Source organism: Bacillus sp. SJZ110, from assembly GCF_006715455.1.
Taxonomy (GTDB): domain Bacteria; phylum Bacillota; class Bacilli; order Bacillales; family Bacillaceae; genus Bacillus; species Bacillus subtilis.
The window spans coordinates 73,913-91,965 of sequence record NZ_VFNF01000002.1; the positions used below are offsets into that span (position 1 = coordinate 73,913).

Sequence of the window (18,053 nt, forward strand, 5' to 3'; positions counted from 1 at the left end):
CTGTTCTTGGCAAATGAATCTATAGAAATGAAGACAAAAATAAGAGATAATATAGGCTGGAAAGGAAGTGACGTTTATTGTCTGAGCAAAAACCAGTCCAATGGGCTTCGAAAATCGGTTTCGTCATGGCAGCGGCCGGCTCGGCTATCGGCTTGGGCGCGATTTGGAAGTTCCCTTACGTAGCGGGGACCAATGGGGGAGGAGCCTTTTTTCTTATCTTCGTGTTATTTACCATCCTCTTAGGCTATCCGCTTTTGGTGGGGGAATTTATTTTTGGAAGACGGAACCAGACGAATGCCATTGATGCATATAAAAAAGAAGCGCCGCGATCAGCTTGGTTTCTTACAGGGTGGATCGGCGTAGCCGCGTGTTTCTTAGTGCTGTCGTTTTACAGTGTAATTGGGGGATGGATTTTGCTGTATATCGTAAAAACGGCGTCAGGCTCACTGTCCGGGCTTTCTCAAGCACAGTATGGCTCTCTTTTTGCTTCTATTATCCAAAATCCGGTGCAGACGCTCGCGGCTCAGCTTGTCTTTATGGTACTTACTGTCATCGTTGTCGCAAGAGGGGTTCAAAAAGGGATTGAACGGGTAAGCGCGGTGATGATGCCGATTTTGTTTTTATTGTTTATTCTGCTCGTTCTTCGGTCTCTTACGCTTAATGGTGCAATGGAAGGCGTAAAGTTTCTGCTTGTGCCTCATTTCGGCGATCTGACTCCGGAATCCATATTATTCGCGCTGGGACAGGCCTTCTTTACGTTAACACTGGGGGTTTCGGTGATGGTGACCTACAGCTCCTATTTGCCGAAAACACAAAATATCCCTCGTTCGGCAGCCTCCATTGTCTTGATGAATATCATTGTGACACTCTTGGCAGGTTTGGCTATTTTTCCGGCGGTTTTCTCATTCGGTTTTCAGCCAAATGAAGGACCGACACTGCTGTTTACAGTGCTTCCGGCCGTTTTTGAACAGCTTCCGTTCGGCACGTTGTTTTTTATCGGTTTTCTCGTTGCATTTTTATTTGCAGCCTTAACCTCAGCATTTTCGATGGTTGAAATTATCGTTGCCACAATCGGAAAAGGGGACGAAAAGAAGAGAAAAAAACTGTCATGGACGAGCGGGCTTTTGATCTTTTTGGTCGGAATCCCATGCTGCTTGTCTTATGGCGTATTGAGTGATGTGCACCTATTTGGCAAAACATTTTTTGATATTGCCGATTTTACCGTCAGCAATGTTTTGATGCCTTCAGGCGCTCTGTTAATTTCTCTATTTATCCCGCTGAAAATTTCGAAAAGCGAACTCTTGGCTGAAATGCGAAATGGATCAAATGCAGGTAAAGCATTCTTTTACTCGTGGTTTTATTTGCTTCGTTTTATCGTGCCGCTTGCCATTATTATCGTGTTCTTAAATTTAATCGGAATTTTATCATTTTAAAAAAACAGGCTCCGTTTCCGGGGCCTGTTTTTTATTTAATAAGATGATATCAACGGTGCCCATGCCGTTTTCAGTTTTTGGATGCCGAGCCTGATGTCCTCTTCTGACAAACCGCCATAACCGATTAAGACAGAAGCAAAAGGCGTCTGTTCTTTATATGAGGGAGACACGGGATAGATGGTTACACCGTGGTCTGCGGCTGCTTGTATTGCTTCTTCCTCACTTGCTGGAAACAAAAGGCGCAGCAGAATGTGAAGCCCCGAGTTCTTACCGAGAATCTCAACGGTGTTTCCCAGTTCAGAGCGAATGGCTTCTAACAGGATAGCGTGTTTTTTTCGGTATAAGCTTCTCATTCTATTTATGTGTTTTTGCCACTCTCCGGTTTCGATGAAGTCTGCCAGTGCCAATTGCGAGTGGGCAGAAACGGTCTGCTTCATTAACTGAGCATTGTTTTGGATCGGTTCCATGAGTTCAGGGGGCACAATCATGAAGCTGAGCCGCAAGGAAGGCAGAAGTGACTTTGAAAAAGTGCCCAGATATATGACTCTGCCATTCGGATCAAGACCCTGTAAAGACGGAATGGGATGGCCGCTGTAGCGAAATTCTCCATCGTAATCATCTTCTATAATGAATGAATTTGTTTCTGCCGCCCATGCCAGCAGCTCCTGTCTGCGGGTAATCGTCATAATGGTCCCAATCGGAAACTGATGCGAAGGAGTCGTATACATGAGATAAGGATTCTGACGGTAGAGCTCATCCGGCAGGACGCCTTCTGCATCAGAACAAATCGGAGTGACATCCATGTGATTTGCTTCAAACATCCTTCTTGAACGGTGAAAGCCTGGTTCTTCAAAACCGATTTTTGTACCTGGCTTTAGCGAAAGGCAAAGAATTTGCAGAAGCACGGTGGTTCCTGCGCCGATGATAATCTGGCCGGGCTCGCAATTTACTCCCCGAGACAGCCTGACGAATCGGGCAATCATGTGTCTGAGTTCGTATTCTCCTTGAGGGTCGCCAGAGGTGTGAAACAATCCGGAATAGCGCTCAAGACTTTTTACTATGCTTTTTCTCCATGCGTTAAAGGGAAAGAGGGTCGGATCAACGCTGCCCTGATGGAAGTCAATAGCAGGTGCGTTCTTTTCATGTAATCCCGGCTGTACAGACTGCTGAAAATGGTCAGGAGCTGTCGGGAATCCTGGTTCTACTTCCGCCGCGAACCAGCCGATTTTCGGCTTGCTTTTGACATAGCCCTCAGCAGTTAATTGCTCATAAGCTCGTTCTATAGTTGCCGTGCTGACATCGAGCAAGCTGGAGAGCCTGCGTTTTGACGGAAGTCTTGTTCCCTTTGTGATTCGCGCATGTGAAATTTCTTGTTTAAAAAAGGTATAAAGCTGTTCATACAGCGGTGTTTTGCTCTTTTTATCAAGAAACGGCGTAATATCCATCTCATGTCTCCTTTGTAGCTGGCATGGTCATTTTTTCTGATATTGGCTATTTGGCAAATGCCATTTATTAGCTATGATCATTGTAACGAAAGGAAAGGGGATTGAGAAGATGATCCATATGAAACAATTAACCTCGAAAGAAGAATGGGCTGAGTCGTATCCGATTATGAGTGAATTGAGAACAGAACTGGATATAGAGACGTATTTACAAAGGCTTGAAGCCTGTGTGCAGAAAGAATCGTATATGCTGTTTGCCTTATATGAAAATACAGCAATCAGAGCGCTGTGCGGGGCTCTGCCGAGAGTTTCCATTCATAAAGGAGAGCACTTGTGGATTGCGGATCTTGTTACAACGGCACCTTGCCGATCAAAGGGATACGGCAAAATGCTTTTGGATTATGCCTCAGACTGGGCGAGAAAAGCCGGACTCGGTTTTGTCAGTCTTTCATCTGGCCTGCAGCGTAAAGACGCACATCGATTTTATACAGATAAAATGGGTTTTACTATAGAAAGTTATTTGTTCCGAAAACCGGTATAACGAAAAAAGACGCCTGAAAAGGCGTCTTTTTTAAAAGCCAAACTGTAAATTCGTATCTACAGATACAATGGTATACACACAAATAATCACAAAGAGATTAAGGATGACGCCGAGCAGGCCTGGACCTGTGCGCCCTCTCTTGATGAAGAGTTCAACAACGCCGAACGGAACGGCAGCCATGGCGAACGGAAGCATTTGATAGGAATAAAACGTGACGTTGCTGATAATGGCCAAATTCAGCAACAGCAGGGACAGAACCGCTGTCCCGACAGAGATCCAGCCGAATACATTGTGTTCTTTAAAAATTCTTACCAGTTCCATAATTCCACCTCGCCGACATTCGCTGATTTTACAGATTTATTTTTCAGCATGCGCTGGATTTCCTTGGTTGGCCCTGTAACGACCGAACCGTATACATTGACACCGTTTTTCTCTACATAATCTAATCGGTTATCTACATTCAGGTCTTTCCGTTTTGAAATGACCTGAGCCCATTTTTCGTGTTTGGACATGAATTTTAGGGCGTTGATAAACTGATCGCCATTCGACTTGCCTTTTGTATTAAGGGCGGCCAAGAACTTTGAATCCTTTCCAGGATAGCCAAGAGGTTCTGTGGAAGCTGTCTTATTTGTGTTTTTCTCTGTTTCGATTGCGTTCCACAAAAAGCTCACATCATAGCCTTTGAATTTGTTATACACGTCTTTTGTCGGATATGCACGGTCATATGAAAGGTAGACCTCTGATACCGTTCCTTCAGGCAATGTGCTTAACGTTTTTTCTGCTTTTGCGGTCGTTTGTTCAGACTTGTTTGAAGGATGTGTAAAGTAATGTCCGGTTTTATTCACTTCTAAGTCATAGTAGTTTACTGCCGGCGCTTTTACTTTGTTATAAAACATTTCAACCCGTTCATTCCCTACGGCAGCCGTCTTCGTGCCAATCTGCTTTTGCAGCGGGAATTCCGTATTCATTCCAAATAGCTTCACTTGGCTTTTCAGTCCGGAAGTATCAACAAGAACATTCGGCATGGTCAGAGCTACAGTGACTGCGGCAGTTTCCATAAACTCATTGCCGGTGCTGTGTTTCCCACCCATTCCGTAATAGAGGTAGCTTCCCAGCGTACAAAGCGGCAAAATCATCAATGTCGAAATGACGGCAAGCACAGAAATTCGCAAATAAGACTTGCGTTTGCCGTAGGCTAAAATCGCTTTTTGTTTTTCAGGACTGATGCTGAGATCCCAATCGTTATCGTCCTCTAGTTCGCTGTCAATCAGTTCCTGATATACTTCGAGCTTCTCAAGTTCTTCCTCAAATGCAGTCATTTCCTGGTCGCTCATTTCCCCATTTTTATATTGATCAAAACGCTTTTTAAATTCTTCATTCATCATTAACACCTCTATTATAAAGTGCTTTCAGCCGCTGTCTGGCACGAAATAAAACACTTTTAAAATTCGCCTCTGAAATATTCATAATATGGGATGCTTCTTTGTAGTTTAACTCTTTTAAATAATATAGCGTTAAGGCCTCCCGATAATTATCGGGGAGCTCGGACATATAACCAGTCAGCACTTCCTTTATCTCTACCTGATGGGCAGGACTTTGAACAGCATTTTGAAAGAGGCTTCCGATTAAGTCATCAGAAATGGTTACTTCTTTCTTATGCTTTCTGACGTAATCAATGAAGGCGTTTCGCGCCACTTGAAAAAGCCAGGGCTTTACTTTGCTGTGATCATAGGAGTGAATGTGTATGTATGCCCGCATAAAGGTTTCCTGCAGCAAGTCTTCAGCAAGATGCTTGTCTTTTGTCATGGAGAGCAGGAACCTGTAAACATCATTCATGTACATTTGGTAAATTTCATCGATCGTCACTGCCTTTTCTCCCCTCTATGTTATACACGCATAAGAAAGGTTTAAAGTTGCACATTACATGCAAACGGCTTTTTTATACCTAATCAAACACCATTACTATATAGTACCCAAAAATGGCCGCAAAAGATAGTGCGGAGAAATGTTTAACATTTTTTCCAGAGGGGAAAAGATAGTGAAAAAGTGAAGGAGTGGCACAATGGAATATACCAGTATAGCAGATACAGGAATAGAAGCCTCCAGAATCGGCCTCGGCACATGGGCCATTGGCGGAACGATGTGGGGAGGCACTGACGAAAAAACATCGATTGAAACAATCCGCGCCGCTCTTGATCAGGGGATTACACTGATTGACACCGCGCCGGCTTACGGCTTCGGGCAGTCCGAGGAAATCGTCGGAAAGGCAATCAAAGAGTACGGCAAAAGAGACCAGGTGATTCTCGCAACGAAAACGGCTCTGGACTGGAAGAACAACCAGCTGTTCCGCCATGCGAACAGAGCGAGAATTGTAGAGGAAGTTGAGAATTCTTTGAAGCGGCTTCAAACAGACTATATTGATCTTTATCAGGTGCATTGGCCCGATCCGCTTGTGCCAATTGAAGAAACGGCTGAAGTCATGAAGGAATTATATGATGCGGGAAAAATCCGGGCGATTGGCGTCAGCAATTTTTCAATTGAGCAAATGGATACATTTCGCGCCGTCGCACCTCTCCATACGATTCAGCCTCCATATAATCTGTTTGAAAGAGAGATGGAAGAGAGTGTCCTTCCTTATGCGAAAGATAACAAGATAACAACATTATTATACGGCAGTTTATGCAGAGGGCTGTTAACAGGCAAAATGACTGAAGAATATACATTTGAGGGCGATGATCTGCGTAATCACGATCCAAAATTCCAGAAGCCCCGCTTTAAAGAGTATCTTTCTGCTGTGAATCAATTGGATAAGCTGGCGAAGACACGTTATGGAAAATCAGTGATTCACTTGGCTGTCAGATGGATCTTAGATCAGCCGGGAGCGGATATCGCTCTTTGGGGAGCAAGAAAGCCTGGGCAGCTTGAGGCCCTATCTGAGATTACAGGCTGGACGCTGAACAGTGAAGATCAGAAAGATATCAATACTATATTGGAAAATACGATATCAGACCCTGTCGGACCGGAGTTTATGGCCCCGCCGACCAGAGAGGAAATATAACAAAAGCTGAGGGCGAATCCTCAGCTTTTTGGCGTTTTAACGGGAGAAATCTTAAAAATTAGTACCAGGTAATAAAAAATGTTGTTATAATAGATGACAGAAAGAATCATTGATTACGACAAAGGAAGTGCGATATGTATAAGTTTTGTGCAAATGCTTTAAAAGTTATTCTTTCTCTTCGCGGAGGAGTGAAGGTGTATAACAAAGAAAACCTTCCGGCCGATTCAGGTTTTGTCATCGCGTGTACACATTCCGGCTGGGTTGATGTGATTACACTCGGAGTCGGGATTCTTCCTTATCAAATACACTACATGGCGAAAAAAGAGCTTTTTCAAAATAAATGGATCGGTTCGTTTCTGAAGAAAATTCATGCCTTTCCGGTAGATCGGGAAAATCCCGGGCCAAGCAGTATTAAAACGCCGATTAAGCTGCTGAAAGAAGGAGAGATCGTCGGTATCTTCCCAAGCGGAACAAGAACCTCTGAGGATGTGCCTTTGAAAAGAGGTGCGGTGACGATTGCGCAAATGGGGAAAGCGCCGCTTGTCCCCGCTGCATATCAGGGCCCTTCAAGCGGAAAAGAATTATTCAAAAAAGGAAAAATGAAGCTGATTATCGGTGAGCCTCTTCACCAGGCTGATTTTGCCCACCTGCCTTCAAAGGAAAGACTTGCAGCAATGACAGAGGCTTTGAATCAGCGGATTAAAGAACTAGAGAATAAACTTGATCAGCTATAAGGCGTTCTGAGAGATTACCCTGAACTGTAAAAATAAGAAAAGCACCTTATACAAGGTGCTTTTCTTATTATGCTTCCTGCTGGTTAGCTGTCTCCAGAAGTTCTTCTTCTTGAAGCTTTTTCACTTCAATATATGCGACGTGGTGGCCGTCAATTTCATTAATAATGAATTCGCAGCCCTCTTCGATGATGGAATCATCTTTTTCAACATCGTATTTTTGAGTAAGGAACCAGCCGCCGATTGTATCGACTTCTTCGTTCTCTAAATGAATGCCTAGCAGGTCGTTTACTTGGTCAATTAACACTTTTCCGTCAAGAATATAATGGCCTTCGCCGATTTTGCGGATTTCGCTAATTTCATCAATATCAAATTCGTCGCGGATTTCACCGACAATTTCCTCAATGATGTCCTCAACCGTCACAAGCCCGGCAGTACCGCCGTATTCATCAGACAAAATGGCCATGTGGACCCTCTCTTTTTGCATTTTGACAAGCAGGTCTTGGATCGGCGCAGATTCAATGACATGAATGATAGGGTTGACGAATTGAGAAATGGTGGAATCAACAGATACCTCACCGCTGATGCAGGCGGTCAGCACTTCTTTAATGTTAATAACCCCGATAATGTTATCTTTATCGCCCTCTTCCACAGGGTAGCGGGTATATTTTTCAATCTGAATGATGTCCATCATTTCAGAAATCTTGATATCATGCGGAAGGCTGACAATTTCGGTCCGCGGAATCATAATTTCTTTCGCGAGCCTGTCGTCAAATTCAAAGATTTTATTCACATATTTAAACTCTGATTGGTTGATTTCACCGCTTTTATAGCTTTCAGACAAAATGATTCGCAGCTCTTCTTCTGAGTGAGCCAGTTCGTTTTCTGAAACGGTCTCCAGGCCAAATGCTTTGGTCAATAACCGTGCGGAATTGTTCAAAAGCCAAATGAATGGGAACGCGATGCGGTAAAACCAAATCAGCGGTTTCGCAAACAGCATAGACACTGCTTCCGCCTTTTGGATAGCGACTGTCTTAGGTGCAAGTTCTCCGACAACAACGTGTAAGAACGTGATAATGGCATACGCAAAAATAAACGATATGACATGTGAAAGGGAACCTGGAACGTTCATTTGGACGAAAAGCGGGTGAAGCAGCCTTTCGATCGTTGATTCACCTAAAACCCCTAATCCGATGGAAGTCAATGTAATTCCGAGCTGACACGCAGATAAATATTCATCAAGATGCGTGGTCACTTTTTTTACGGCTATTGCTGCTTTATTTCCTTCCGCGATCAGCTGATCGATCCGTGAGCCTCTGATTCTGATAATGGCAAACTCAGATGCCACGAAAAATGCCGTCAGGGCGATTAAAACAGCAACTAAAATCAAATTCACTATGTCCAATTAGAACCTTCACTCTAGCAATGAGAATGAAGGTAACACCTCCTGTTAGATAAAATGGTTTTAACTTAACAGCAGCATAAATGATTGGAACACGGCGAGCTTTTCAGGCGGGAGTTTGCTTTTCAGCTTGTCACGATCCTCGGGCTTCAGCCGTTCAAACCGATGCAAGATTCCGGAGATGTTTTGATTCATATGATCAATTTCTAATGCCAGATTTCCAATTTCATCATCAAGTTTAGCTGAAGAGGGAAACTGGTTCTCCAGTCGATCTTTAATATCGGACAGGGCCAATCGCTGCTTCTTGCAATCTACAATAAATATAAGTCGTTTGAGTGCATTTTCGTCGTAGTAACGGTAATTTGAACAGGATCTGGCCGGCGTAAGCAGACCGAGATTCGTATAATAATCAACTGTCCGTTTCGTTACTCCGGCGAGTGCCGCTAGTTCACTGATGCGATAAGTCTCAGCCCCATCTATATCCCTCCCAACCATCACGTTATAGTTATGAGAATAGTTTAATATATGAACGGTGTCTTGCACAAGTTTATTGTTTTTTTCAGACCGGAATTGGAAGTTGTGGAATTCATCATCTGATTGAAGTAACATAGGAAGATAGAATTTTCAAATTTTTATATGCGGAAGGGACAGATGAAATTGGCTGGGTTATCCCGGGAAGTTGAAGAAAATTTAAATAAAGGATCATGGATTCGCAAGCTGTTTGATGAAGGTGCAAGGCTGAAGAAGGAGTTCGGGGAAGACCAGGTATTTGATTTTTCACTCGGCAACCCGATTGTTGAACCGCCTGAAGCTTTTAAGAGAGCGTTAATAGAGGAAGCTGAAAAAGGCAGCCACGGATACATACAAAATCAAGGGCTTCCTGCAGCGAGAGAAAAAGTCGCGCAATTTCTGGGGTCACGTTTTGAAGCTGATTTCTCAGCGGAGCGTATCGTCATGACGGTGGGTGCGGGAGGCGCTTTGAATGTTGCGTTAAAAAGCATCGTAAACCCTGGGGAAGAGGTCATTATTCTCGCACCTTATTTTGCCGAATATAAGTTGTATATTGAGAACTACGGGGGAAAGGCCGTCAGCTGCCCGTTGACAAGCCGGTTTGAGATCGACATTGAAGCGGTAAGGCAATCGATCACTCCACAGACGAAAGGGCTGATTCTCAATACACCGCATAACCCCACAGGCACTGTTCTCAGCCAGAAAAATATAGACGATTTAGGCGCTTTATTAAAAGAAATAGAAGAGAAGAGCGGCCAGACGATTTATGTGCTGTTTGATGAACCGTACAGTCAATTAATCTATGATGAAGAGCTGGCAAATCCGTTTCGATCGTACCATCGTGTGATATTGGCCAGCTCATTCAGTAAAGATCTCGGCATAGCCGGAGAGCGGCTCGGGTATATCGGATTGGACAGCCGAATGCCGGATGCGGACCTTTTGATCAACGCTTTTGTGTATTGTAATCGAACGCTTGGATTTGTGAATGCCCCTGTCATGATGCAGCGGGCTGTGGCACGAATGGATGATTTAAGAGTAGACGCGAGCGCTTATAAAGAGCGCCGGGATTTAATGGTAGACATTTTAAAAGAAGCCGGTTTTGAATTTGAAATGCCAAAGGGAGGTTTCTTTGTTTTTCCGAAATCGCCGATTGAAGATGAAGTTGCATTTTGCGTGCATGCCGCCCAAAAATACAAATTATTAATTGTGCCGAGCAGCGGTTTTGGAATGAGCGGGCATTTCCGATTATCCTTCAGTGTGCCGATCGAGCAGATTAAAAACTCACGGGACATTTTCATTTCTTTATATAAAGATTTTGCTTAAGAAGGCAAAGAAAACAGTTTTCAAGGCTGTTTTCTTTTTATATCCGCAAAATCCTTCCTCTTCCAATCCAGACAGGCGGAGAATTGACAAGCAGGCATGCAGTTAAGGCTTTCTTCATGATAAAAGTCTAAAAATTAAAAATCATTTTTGGAATGAGTTGTGTTACAATAAAATATACAATTTATAATCAAACTTTGACTTTTGGAGGTGGTATGATGGGGCCCTCTGCTTAGGCAACAATACACCGCGTACCTCAATGTTAAGGAAAAATGATTATATCAGGAGGTGACTCCTTATCCTTTGTTGAGAGGATAGGGTTAAATGGACGATATTGACAGTCTGATTTTAATTGGCGTGCTCATTGCTTTAACCGCGTTTTTCGTTGCAAGCGAGTTTGCGATTGTTAGAGTAAGGAGATCCAGAATAGATCAGCTTATCACAGAAGGAAACAAACGGGCGATACTCGCAAGGCGTGTCATTACAGATTTGGATGAATATTTATCCGCATCCCAGCTGGGCATTACATTGACATCAATTGGACTTGGCGTACTGGGTGAACCGGCCTTTGAACGGCTGCTGCATCCACTGTTTGAACCGCTCGGCTTGCCAGACTCGGTTTCACATGCAGCCTCTTTTGCAGTCGCGTACGGCTTGATCACGTTCCTGCACGTTGTTGTAGGTGAACTGGCCCCGAAAACGGTCGCGATTCAAAAGGCAGAACAGCTGACTTTACTGATAGCGGGCCCTTTGCGTTTATTCTATTTGCTACTGTTTCCATTTATTTGGATCCTCAATGGATCGGCGCGGCTTTTATGCGGGATGTTCGGTTTGAAGCCTGCGTCAGAACATGATGGTTCCCATTCTGAGGAAGAACTCAGGATGCTGTTATCTGAGAGTTTAAAAAACGGAGAGATTAATCCGTCTGAATATAAATATGTGAATAAGATTTTTGAATTTGATAATCGGATCGCCAAAGAGATTATGATACCGCGGAAGGAAATGGCTGCTGTGTCAACTGAGATGACAATGGCCGAGATGCTCGAAGTCATGCTGAAGGAAAAATACACGCGCTGGCCAGTCACAGATGGAGACAAAGACAGTGTGATCGGTTTGGTCAATACGAAGCATTTGTTTTCTGATTTGCTGTTTATGACAGAAGAAGAACGAATGAAGATGACGATCCATCCGTATGTGAGGCCGGTCATCGAAGTGATTGAAACGATCCCGGTTCATGACTTGCTGATTAAAATGCAGCGCGAGCGCATTCATATGGCTATATTGTCGGATGAATACGGAGGAACCTCGGGACTTGTGACGACAGAGGATATTCTTGAGGAAATTGTCGGAGAGATCAGAGATGAATTTGATGAAGATGAACAGCCGCTGATCCAAAAGCTTGGCGACGGCCATTATGTGATGGATGGAAAGGTTCGGATCGATCAGGTGAACAGCCTTCTTGGCGCATCGATTCAAGAAGACGTCGATACGATCGGCGGGCTGATATTAAAAGAAAACATCGATATTGAGGCTGGTGAATCCATTCGCATCGGTTCATATACGATAAAGGTGCTGAAGATGGACGGCCGATTAATCAAGCAAATCGATATAAAAGAAGAAGCCGGCAACACAACCGGGATTACGGCGCACCACAAGCTGCCGCTGCCTGAGCCTGTGATGCTGAACAGTGCAACCTTGAGCGAGAAATAAGCTCAAGGTTTTTTTACATTGTGATTGTCCAGCCGCACCAAAATGTCAAAAGCGATCCGCAAAGTGTCAGAGCGATGTACAAGATGCTTTCTATTACACGTTTGGCCATAAGGAGTTGAATACTTTCAACGCTGAAGGTGGAAAAGGTCGTAAAGGCGCCAAAAAACCCCGTGCCGATGATAAGCGAGACCGAAGCATTTGCAACGTGAAGTCCTGTAAATATTCCGAGCCCGAGAGCTCCGAGAATATTGACTGTCAGTATGCCAATGGGCAGGCTCAGACCTTTGGTTTTGGCGGTTATGACATTGCCAAGCCAGAAGCGAAGCATTGCGCCAAGTCCGCCCCCTATGAAAATACCCGCTAGTGTCATCTTTCCTGCAGCCCCTTTCTTTGCTGAATGCCTGCTATGCGCCGTCCCGCAAAAACACCAATCAGTGCAAATATGATCCCTGATATCAATGAGGCTGCCATATATAAAAGAGCCAATGAGGGTTGTCCTTGCAAAAGCATCACTGTTTCCTTAGAAAACGTGGACATTGTTGTGAAGCCTCCGCAAAAGCCGGTGCCTAAAAAAGCCGACAGCAGAGGCCGTTTTGCCCCGATCATAAAAAATCCGGTCAAAATGCCTAATAGAAGGCTGCCTGCCGCATTTTCCAGCCAGGTTGCCGCCGGGAACTGACCGGTGTGTATCCATAAGTTTAATCCGTATCGGAGGCAGGCGCCAAGCGCGCCTCCGATAAAAACCGCGCTATATATTTTCATGTTTGCCATCCTTTATGATGAAATCCGGGTAATCTGTAACGATGCCGTCCACGCCCATGGCTTGTAATTTTGCCGCTGTCTTTTGATTGTTGACAGTCCATGCAAATATGTTTAAGCCATTTTTATGGACGGAGCCGATTATCAGACGGTTGAGCCGTGTGTATTTTATATTGACATAGTTTGCAAAAGAGCGGAAGGCCTTCATCTGATTTCTGGACAGCATGCCAAAGTTGGGCCTTGTAATGACCGCTGTCGGAATCGAAGGATAAAGCTCGCGGAACCTTTGGACGGAGCGGAACTGAAAGGATTGAACAATATTATTGATAGAAAAAGAAAATTGCCCTAATAGCTGTCCCACCTCTTCTTCAATTCCGACTTGAGACGGATGGCCTTTTAGTTCAATTAAAAGGCCGATTTTTTTGTGGTAGCGCTTGAGCACCGCTTCCAGGGTCGGAATACGCTCTCCTTGAAAAGCGGGACCGTACCAGCTTCCTGCATCGAGTTTTTGCAATTCCTCCAAGGTAAAATCCTTAACAAAGCCCGATCCGTTTGTTGTTCGGTCAACCCTGTCATCGTGTATCACAACAATCTGCCTGTCTTTTGTAAGCTGGACATCCAGTTCGATCATATCTGCATTCATTTTCACCGCAAGGTCAAATGCGGCAATCGTATTTTCCGGAGCGTAGCCGGATGCTCCGCGATGGGCAATGATGTACAAGCTAAGTCAGCTCCTCGTATGGGCATTTCTGTTATTGTATCAAATCCATATATGCACCGCGATACAAACTGGTGAATTTTTTCTGCCATATCGGAATGGTCCGGGCTGAGGAATGCGTATAACTAAAAAAAGACACTCAGCGTATCAGAACACATTTCGTCAGAAAATTAGGTCTTTCGACATGTTCACAACAAAATATGATCCTTTATAATAGCAAAAAAGGAGGCGAGATCATGGGAAAAGGGAGAATCAGAGTGGAGGAAAGAATTAAAGCCGAAACGGATGCTGAAATGCAAAAAGCAACTCTCCTTGATCAGACACAAACGAAAAAAGGTAAGTGACTGTCCCTATTGAATCTGGCTGATAGATGAATTGAGAAATGACCCCGGCGTTTCGCCGGGGTTTTGTGCTGCAAAAGACATTTAAATGAACATCCTTACGAATATTTTAGTATAATAAACAATTGATTGGGATAGAGGGGAGACAGTCATGCCGGATTATCTGCAGCAGTATTTTACGCTTGATATCATCATTCAAATCGGCATCAGCTTGGCGATTTTGCTGGTGTTTCTTATACTTAGAAAATTATTCACAAGATATTTCTTTAACCTGCTTTTTAATTTGACAAACCGGCCGAAAACAGAAATTTTTAAACAGGTGGTTCTGGCGTTTGATAAGCCGGCCAGATGGTTTTTTGTTGCCCTTGGGCTGTTTTTAGCGATCCGGTATTCACCGTTTTTAGATGAGCAAATGCCGGTCATCAGCAAAATATACCGCTCACTGATTGTGGCGCTCTTGTGCTGGGGTCTTTGCAATTTGACCGCAACATCGTCGTTTATCTTCCATAAGGTGAATCAGCGCTTTGAGCTTGACATGGATGACATTCTGGCCCCGTTTTTATCCAAATTGCTCCGTTTTGTGATCATTGCGCTCAGTGTCAGTGTGATCGCTCAGGAATTCAATTATGATGTCAACGGATTTGTAGCGGGCCTTGGTCTTGGCGGACTGGCTTTTGCGCTTGCCGCGAAGGATACCATCAGCAACTTCTTCGGCGGTATTATTATTATTACTGAAAAGCCGTTTACAATTGGTGACTGGGTGGAGACGTCGACAGTAACAGGATCAGTCGAGGATATTACCTTTAGGAGCACGAGATTCAGAACAGCACAGGGGGCGCTTGTAACGGTGCCGAACTCTACGCTGTCGATGGAAGCGATCACGAACTGGACAAGAATGACCAAACGCCAGATTACGTTTTCCATCCATGTGTCCTACGCTACGCCGATTGAGAACCTTGAACGCTCCATTCATTCTCTCAGAACAATGCTCTTAGAGCATGAGGGCGTTGATAATGAAACAATCATGGTCAACTTCGATACGTTTGCCGACAGCTACTACAATTTATTTTTTAACTTCTATACAAAAACGACAGTTTGGGCTGAAAACCTTAATATTAGAGAGGATATCAACTATAAAATTATTGAGATTTTAGGTGCAGAAGGTGTCCAGTTTGCATATCCCGGCCAAATGGTTGTTGTCAAGCAAAAGCACGAAAGCGACCCATTCCAGGTGAATCTAAATAAAGAGGAAAAGGAACGGGCTTAAAAGAGAGACTTCGTCTGACAGAGGCGGAGTCTTTTTCATGGTAAAATAAGAGAAAAAGGCGGTGTTGAGTTGGAAGCATTCAAAAGTATTCTACATGAAGCACAGCGAATTGTTGTGCTGACCGGAGCGGGAATGAGCACAGAATCAGGGATTCCCGACTTTCGTTCAGCAGGGGGCATTTGGACGGAAGATGCCTCAAGAATGGAAGCGATGAGCCTTGATTATTTTTCAAGTCATCCGCGTCTGTTTTGGCCCAAATTCAAAGAATTGTTCCAGATGAAAATGAGCGGCAGCTTTGAACCGAATGAAGGACACTTGCTTTTAGCTGAGCTGGAGAAGCAAGGGAAGCAGGTCGATATTTTCACGCAAAACATTGACGGTCTTCATAAAAAAGCGGGGAGCAGGCATGTATACGAACTGCATGGTTCTATCCAGACAGCAGCTTGTCCGGCATGCGGCGCCCGATATGATCTTCCCCATTTGCTGGAGCGGGAGGTGCCGGAGTGCACGGCGGCCGGAAACAATGGGGACATTTGCGGAACGGTATTAAAAACCGATGTTGTTCTCTTTGGCGACGCCGTCATGCACTTTGACACCCTTTATGAAAAGCTGGATCAAGCAGATCTTTTATTGGTTATCGGCACGTCTCTCGAAGTGGCTCCGGCTAGATTTGTGCCTGAGGATGCAAGTCTGATTCCCGGCATGAAGAAAGTCATCATAAACCTTGAACCAACGTATTGTGACAGCTTGTTTGACATGGTCATCCATCAAAAAATCGGCGAGTTTGCCCGAAGTTTGGGCATAAAAAAGTGAGCCGCCTTATGCGCCTCACTTTTTTATTCATGAACAGGAACCATTGTGTCCTCTAACACTCCGAAGGAATAGCCTTTTTCTTTTAATTTATTGATTAGTACCGGCAGCGCGTTTACGGTAGCGGGAAGATCATGCATGAGAATCACATTCGGGCGGCCTGAAGAGCTGTGTTCCATATTTTCAAGCTGCTCTAACACGGCCGTCACATACTTTGAATTTCGGTATTTCCAGTCCATGCTGTCAATCGTCCAATCCCAGTATACAAAACCGTCTTTCTCAAGATTGCGGATTTGTGAGGGGGTTAGTGACGGTTTGCTTCCGTAGGGCGTTCTGACAAGAGCGGTTTTATATCCTGTAATGTCCTGCAGCGTGTCACGCGCCTCCTGCATTTCTTTTAGCGGAGATGTCGGTGTTTGATAGAACAATCTGTTATTGTGGGTAACGCCATGTAAACCGAGTGCGTGGCCTTCCTTTTCTGCTCTTTTCACAGCTTGTTTGAATTCGTTCATCCGCGGTGACAGCATAAAAAACGTCGCTTTTACATCAGCGCTTTTCAGCACATCGAGCAAGCGGTTTGTAAAGGCTGACGGGCCGTCATCGAAGGTTAAGTAAACCGTTTTATCTCCCATGTCCTGCTTTGTCTGCAGATGTTTTATCAGCAGATCGGGGGAGTCGTTTTTCAGCTTAAGGCTTTCCTTCTCATCTCGAAGCTGTCCGTTAGTTGTGACAGTGACTTCCTTTGCTTTCGTTGAACTGTTAGAATAACCCAAAATCACCATAAGCAAAAGCAGCACACATAAAACTGCTAAACTTGCAAATTTAAAAGCAAGCGAAACTGCAGAAGGAGAAGCCTCTCCTCTCGTTTGTCGCATAACAATCTCTCCATTGGCATAAAATCTCTACATAATGCTGTACAGCAGGCAGCTTATGAAGATGCCTTATGTTTACAACCTATGTATTACCAGTCAAGTATACAGGAATAAAACTGGAAAGCACATAGAAAATTTGTCGAAATGTCAGATTTTAAGGAAAAAATAAACTCCTTTCCGCTATAGATCTCTTGATCTTTCTGTTTTTCAGCTTGTCCAATATGGTAGAATTAGTGACAATGACAGCTTGAATGACATCAGGGACATCTCGAAAAGGGAGGGCTTTTATGAAGGTTTTAGTCAATGGCCGGCTGATTGGGCGCAGTGAAGCATCAATCGATTTGGAAGATCGCGGTTATCAGTTTGGTGACGGCATCTATGAAGTGATCAGGGTGTACAAAGGAGTATTGTTCGGCTTACGTGAGCATGCAGAGCGTTTTTTCAGAAGTGCTGCTGAAATCGGAATTTCACTGCCATTCAGTATAGAAGATCTCGAGTGGGACCTGCAAAAGCTTGTACAGGAAAATGCGGTCAGTGAGGGAGCGGTATACATTCAGACAACAAGAGGTGTGGCCCCGCGAAAACACCAGTATGAAGCCGGCCTCGAGCCGCAGACTACTGCTTATACGTTTACGGTGAAAAAACCGGAGCAAGAGCAGGCATACGGAGTGGCGGCCATTACAGATGAGGATCTTCGCTGGTTAAGATGTGATATCAAAAGTCTGAATTTACTGTATAATGTCATGACGAAGCAAAGGGCCTATGAAGCCGGAGCATTTGAAGCCATTTTACTTAGGGACGGCGTTGTTACGGAGGGTACATCCTCTAACGTTTATGCCGTTATCAACGGCACAGTGCGAACACATCCGGCTAACCGGCTCATTCTCAATGGAATTACACGGATGAATATTATAGGACTGATTGAGAAGAATGGGATTAAACTGGATGAGACTCCTGTCAGTGAAGAAGAGTTGAAACAGGCGGAAGAGATCTTTATTTCGTCAACGACGGCAGAAATTATTCCGGTTGTGACGCTCGATGGACAATCGGTCGGAAGCGGGAAACCCGGACCGGTGACCAAACAGCTTCAGGCTGTTTTTCAAGAAAGCATTCAACAGGCTGCTAGCATTCATAAATGA

At 44.3% G+C, this 18,053-nt stretch carries 20 protein-coding genes; 10 read left to right on the plus strand and 10 right to left on the minus strand.

Annotated features, from left to right (window positions below; translation table 11 throughout):
- The first annotated feature begins 77 nt into the window (after positions 1-77).
- Positions 78-1,433, plus strand: coding sequence for a sodium-dependent transporter (locus FB592_RS05890; protein WP_038829254.1), 1,356 nt, complete (start codon positions 78-80; stop codon positions 1,431-1,433).
- A 35-nt stretch (positions 1,434-1,468) separates the two neighbouring features.
- Here the strand turns inward: FB592_RS05890 and pdxR are convergent, their stop codons facing one another.
- Complete coding sequence (gene pdxR, locus FB592_RS05895) at positions 1,469-2,878, minus strand: MocR-like pyridoxine biosynthesis transcription factor PdxR (RefSeq protein ID WP_014479301.1); 1,410 nt, start codon at positions 2,876-2,878, stop codon at positions 1,469-1,471.
- Between the two features lie 109 nt (positions 2,879-2,987).
- On the opposite strand from pdxR, the gene FB592_RS05900 reads away from it, so the two are divergent.
- Entirely contained in the window at positions 2,988-3,416 is a 429-nt protein-coding gene (locus FB592_RS05900; RefSeq protein ID WP_009966899.1) for a GNAT family N-acetyltransferase, read from the plus strand.
- A gap of 30 nt (positions 3,417-3,446) precedes the next feature.
- Here FB592_RS05900 and FB592_RS05905 read toward each other — a convergent pair whose 3' ends face one another.
- From FB592_RS05905 to sigM, 3 genes are read right to left on the minus strand one after another with little or no spacing between them, the layout of a single operon-like run.
- Positions 3,447-3,737 (minus strand): anti-sigma-M factor, encoded by a 291-nt coding sequence (locus FB592_RS05905; protein WP_003233341.1) that lies wholly within the window; start codon positions 3,735-3,737, stop codon positions 3,447-3,449.
- Positions 3,725-4,801 carry an anti-sigma factor gene (locus tag FB592_RS05910; RefSeq protein ID WP_010886459.1) on the minus strand — a complete coding sequence of 359 codons (1,077 nt, stop codon included), beginning with the start codon at positions 4,799-4,801 and terminating at the stop codon, positions 3,725-3,727. The genes FB592_RS05905 and FB592_RS05910 overlap by 13 nt, the downstream gene beginning before the upstream one ends.
- On the minus strand, positions 4,791-5,282 hold the full coding sequence (gene sigM / locus FB592_RS05915) for an RNA polymerase sigma factor SigM (protein ID WP_003224177.1): 492 nt from the start codon (positions 5,280-5,282) through the stop codon (positions 4,791-4,793). The genes FB592_RS05910 and sigM overlap by 11 nt, the downstream gene beginning before the upstream one ends.
- Before the next feature lie 196 nt (positions 5,283-5,478).
- On the opposite strand from sigM, the gene akrN reads away from it, so the two are divergent.
- Positions 5,479-6,474 carry an aldo/keto reductase AkrN gene (akrN, locus tag FB592_RS05920; protein ID WP_003245422.1) on the plus strand — a complete coding sequence of 332 codons (996 nt, stop codon included), beginning with the start codon at positions 5,479-5,481 and terminating at the stop codon, positions 6,472-6,474.
- A gap of 134 nt (positions 6,475-6,608) precedes the next feature.
- Entirely contained in the window at positions 6,609-7,208 is a 600-nt protein-coding gene (locus tag FB592_RS05925) for a 1-acylglycerol-3-phosphate O-acyltransferase (RefSeq protein ID WP_003233335.1), read from the plus strand.
- A 67-nt stretch (positions 7,209-7,275) separates the two neighbouring features.
- On the opposite strand, the gene FB592_RS05930 is transcribed toward FB592_RS05925, so the two are convergent.
- Together FB592_RS05930 and cueR are read right to left on the minus strand one after the other, a co-directional pair.
- Positions 7,276-8,610: a hemolysin family protein gene (locus FB592_RS05930; RefSeq protein ID WP_009966903.1), complete on the minus strand. Its 1,335-nt coding sequence runs from the start codon at positions 8,608-8,610 to the stop codon at positions 7,276-7,278.
- 60 nt (positions 8,611-8,670) lie between these two features.
- Complete coding sequence (gene cueR / locus FB592_RS05935; RefSeq protein ID WP_010886460.1) at positions 8,671-9,102, minus strand: Cu(I)-responsive transcriptional regulator; 432 nt, start codon at positions 9,100-9,102, stop codon at positions 8,671-8,673.
- A gap of 156 nt (positions 9,103-9,258) precedes the next feature.
- Here cueR and FB592_RS05940 point away from each other — a divergent pair, with 156 nt between their 5' ends.
- Both FB592_RS05940 and FB592_RS05945 read left to right on the plus strand, forming a co-directional pair.
- Complete coding sequence (locus FB592_RS05940) at positions 9,259-10,440, plus strand: pyridoxal phosphate-dependent aminotransferase (RefSeq protein WP_038829258.1); 1,182 nt, start codon at positions 9,259-9,261, stop codon at positions 10,438-10,440.
- 321 nt (positions 10,441-10,761) lie between these two features.
- Positions 10,762-12,147 carry a hemolysin family protein gene (locus FB592_RS05945; RefSeq protein ID WP_003233322.1) on the plus strand — a complete coding sequence of 462 codons (1,386 nt, stop codon included), beginning with the start codon at positions 10,762-10,764 and terminating at the stop codon, positions 12,145-12,147.
- A gap of 13 nt (positions 12,148-12,160) precedes the next feature.
- On the opposite strand, the gene crcB is transcribed toward FB592_RS05945, so the two are convergent.
- The 3 genes from crcB to FB592_RS05960 are packed head-to-tail and all read right to left on the minus strand — an operon-like array spanning position 12,161 to position 13,627.
- Positions 12,161-12,517 (minus strand): fluoride efflux transporter CrcB, encoded by a 357-nt coding sequence (crcB, locus tag FB592_RS05950; protein ID WP_032725293.1) that lies wholly within the window; start codon positions 12,515-12,517, stop codon positions 12,161-12,163.
- Positions 12,514-12,909: a fluoride efflux transporter FluC gene (locus FB592_RS05955; protein WP_041851030.1), complete on the minus strand. Its 396-nt coding sequence runs from the start codon at positions 12,907-12,909 to the stop codon at positions 12,514-12,516. The genes crcB and FB592_RS05955 overlap by 4 nt, the downstream gene beginning before the upstream one ends.
- Positions 12,896-13,627, minus strand: a complete 732-nt coding sequence (locus tag FB592_RS05960; RefSeq protein WP_041851029.1) for a glycerophosphodiester phosphodiesterase — start codon at positions 13,625-13,627, stop codon at positions 12,896-12,898. The genes FB592_RS05955 and FB592_RS05960 overlap by 14 nt, the downstream gene beginning before the upstream one ends.
- A gap of 233 nt (positions 13,628-13,860) precedes the next feature.
- On the opposite strand from FB592_RS05960, the gene FB592_RS05965 reads away from it, so the two are divergent.
- The 3 genes from FB592_RS05965 (at position 13,861) to srtN (ending at position 16,045) form a co-directional block, all read left to right on the plus strand.
- Positions 13,861-13,968, plus strand: coding sequence for a YhdX family protein (locus tag FB592_RS05965; protein ID WP_009966908.1), 108 nt, complete (start codon positions 13,861-13,863; stop codon positions 13,966-13,968).
- A 148-nt stretch (positions 13,969-14,116) separates the two neighbouring features.
- Complete coding sequence (gene mscY / locus FB592_RS05970) at positions 14,117-15,232, plus strand: small-conductance mechanosensitive channel protein MscY (RefSeq protein WP_015383218.1); 1,116 nt, start codon at positions 14,117-14,119, stop codon at positions 15,230-15,232.
- 69 nt (positions 15,233-15,301) lie between these two features.
- Positions 15,302-16,045 (plus strand): sirtuin NAD-dependent deacetylase, encoded by a 744-nt coding sequence (gene srtN / locus FB592_RS05975; RefSeq protein WP_032725294.1) that lies wholly within the window; start codon positions 15,302-15,304, stop codon positions 16,043-16,045.
- Positions 16,046-16,068: 23 nt separating this feature from the next.
- Here the strand turns inward: srtN and FB592_RS05980 are convergent, their stop codons facing one another.
- Positions 16,069-16,917 (minus strand): polysaccharide deacetylase family protein, encoded by an 849-nt coding sequence (locus FB592_RS05980; RefSeq protein ID WP_032725295.1) that lies wholly within the window; start codon positions 16,915-16,917, stop codon positions 16,069-16,071.
- Positions 16,918-17,201: 284 nt separating this feature from the next.
- Here FB592_RS05980 and dat point away from each other — a divergent pair, with 284 nt between their 5' ends.
- A complete protein-coding gene (gene dat, locus FB592_RS05985) occupies positions 17,202-18,053 on the plus strand; it encodes a D-amino-acid transaminase (protein WP_103803999.1) in 852 nt (283 codons plus the stop codon).

Excerpts from the sequence above, each read along its gene's own strand:
- pdxR (WP_014479301.1), bottom strand. The coding sequence starts at position 2,878 with ATGGATATTACGCCGTTTCTTGATAAAAAGAGCAAAACACCGCTGTAT.
- FB592_RS05900 (WP_009966899.1), top strand. The coding sequence starts at position 2,988 with ATGATCCATATGAAACAATTAACCTCGAAAGAAGAATGGGCTGAGTCG.
- FB592_RS05905 (WP_003233341.1), bottom strand. The coding sequence starts at position 3,737 with ATGGAACTGGTAAGAATTTTTAAAGAACACAATGTATTCGGCTGGATC.
- FB592_RS05910 (WP_010886459.1), bottom strand. The coding sequence starts at position 4,801 with ATGATGAATGAAGAATTTAAAAAGCGTTTTGATCAATATAAAAATGGG.
- akrN (WP_003245422.1), top strand. The coding sequence starts at position 5,479 with ATGGAATATACCAGTATAGCAGATACAGGAATAGAAGCCTCCAGAATC.
- FB592_RS05925 (WP_003233335.1), top strand. The coding sequence starts at position 6,609 with ATGTATAAGTTTTGTGCAAATGCTTTAAAAGTTATTCTTTCTCTTCGC.
- cueR (WP_010886460.1), bottom strand. The coding sequence starts at position 9,102 with ATGGTTGGGAGGGATATAGATGGGGCTGAGACTTATCGCATCAGTGAA.
- FB592_RS05940 (WP_038829258.1), top strand. The coding sequence starts at position 9,259 with ATGAAATTGGCTGGGTTATCCCGGGAAGTTGAAGAAAATTTAAATAAA.
- FB592_RS05945 (WP_003233322.1), top strand. The coding sequence starts at position 10,762 with ATGGACGATATTGACAGTCTGATTTTAATTGGCGTGCTCATTGCTTTA.
- crcB (WP_032725293.1), bottom strand. The coding sequence starts at position 12,517 with ATGACACTAGCGGGTATTTTCATAGGGGGCGGACTTGGCGCAATGCTT.
- FB592_RS05955 (WP_041851030.1), bottom strand. The coding sequence starts at position 12,909 with ATGAAAATATATAGCGCGGTTTTTATCGGAGGCGCGCTTGGCGCCTGC.
- FB592_RS05965 (WP_009966908.1), top strand. The coding sequence starts at position 13,861 with ATGGGAAAAGGGAGAATCAGAGTGGAGGAAAGAATTAAAGCCGAAACG.
- mscY (WP_015383218.1), top strand. The coding sequence starts at position 14,117 with ATGCCGGATTATCTGCAGCAGTATTTTACGCTTGATATCATCATTCAA.
- FB592_RS05980 (WP_032725295.1), bottom strand. The coding sequence starts at position 16,917 with ATGCGACAAACGAGAGGAGAGGCTTCTCCTTCTGCAGTTTCGCTTGCT.
- dat (WP_103803999.1), top strand. The coding sequence starts at position 17,202 with ATGAAGGTTTTAGTCAATGGCCGGCTGATTGGGCGCAGTGAAGCATCA.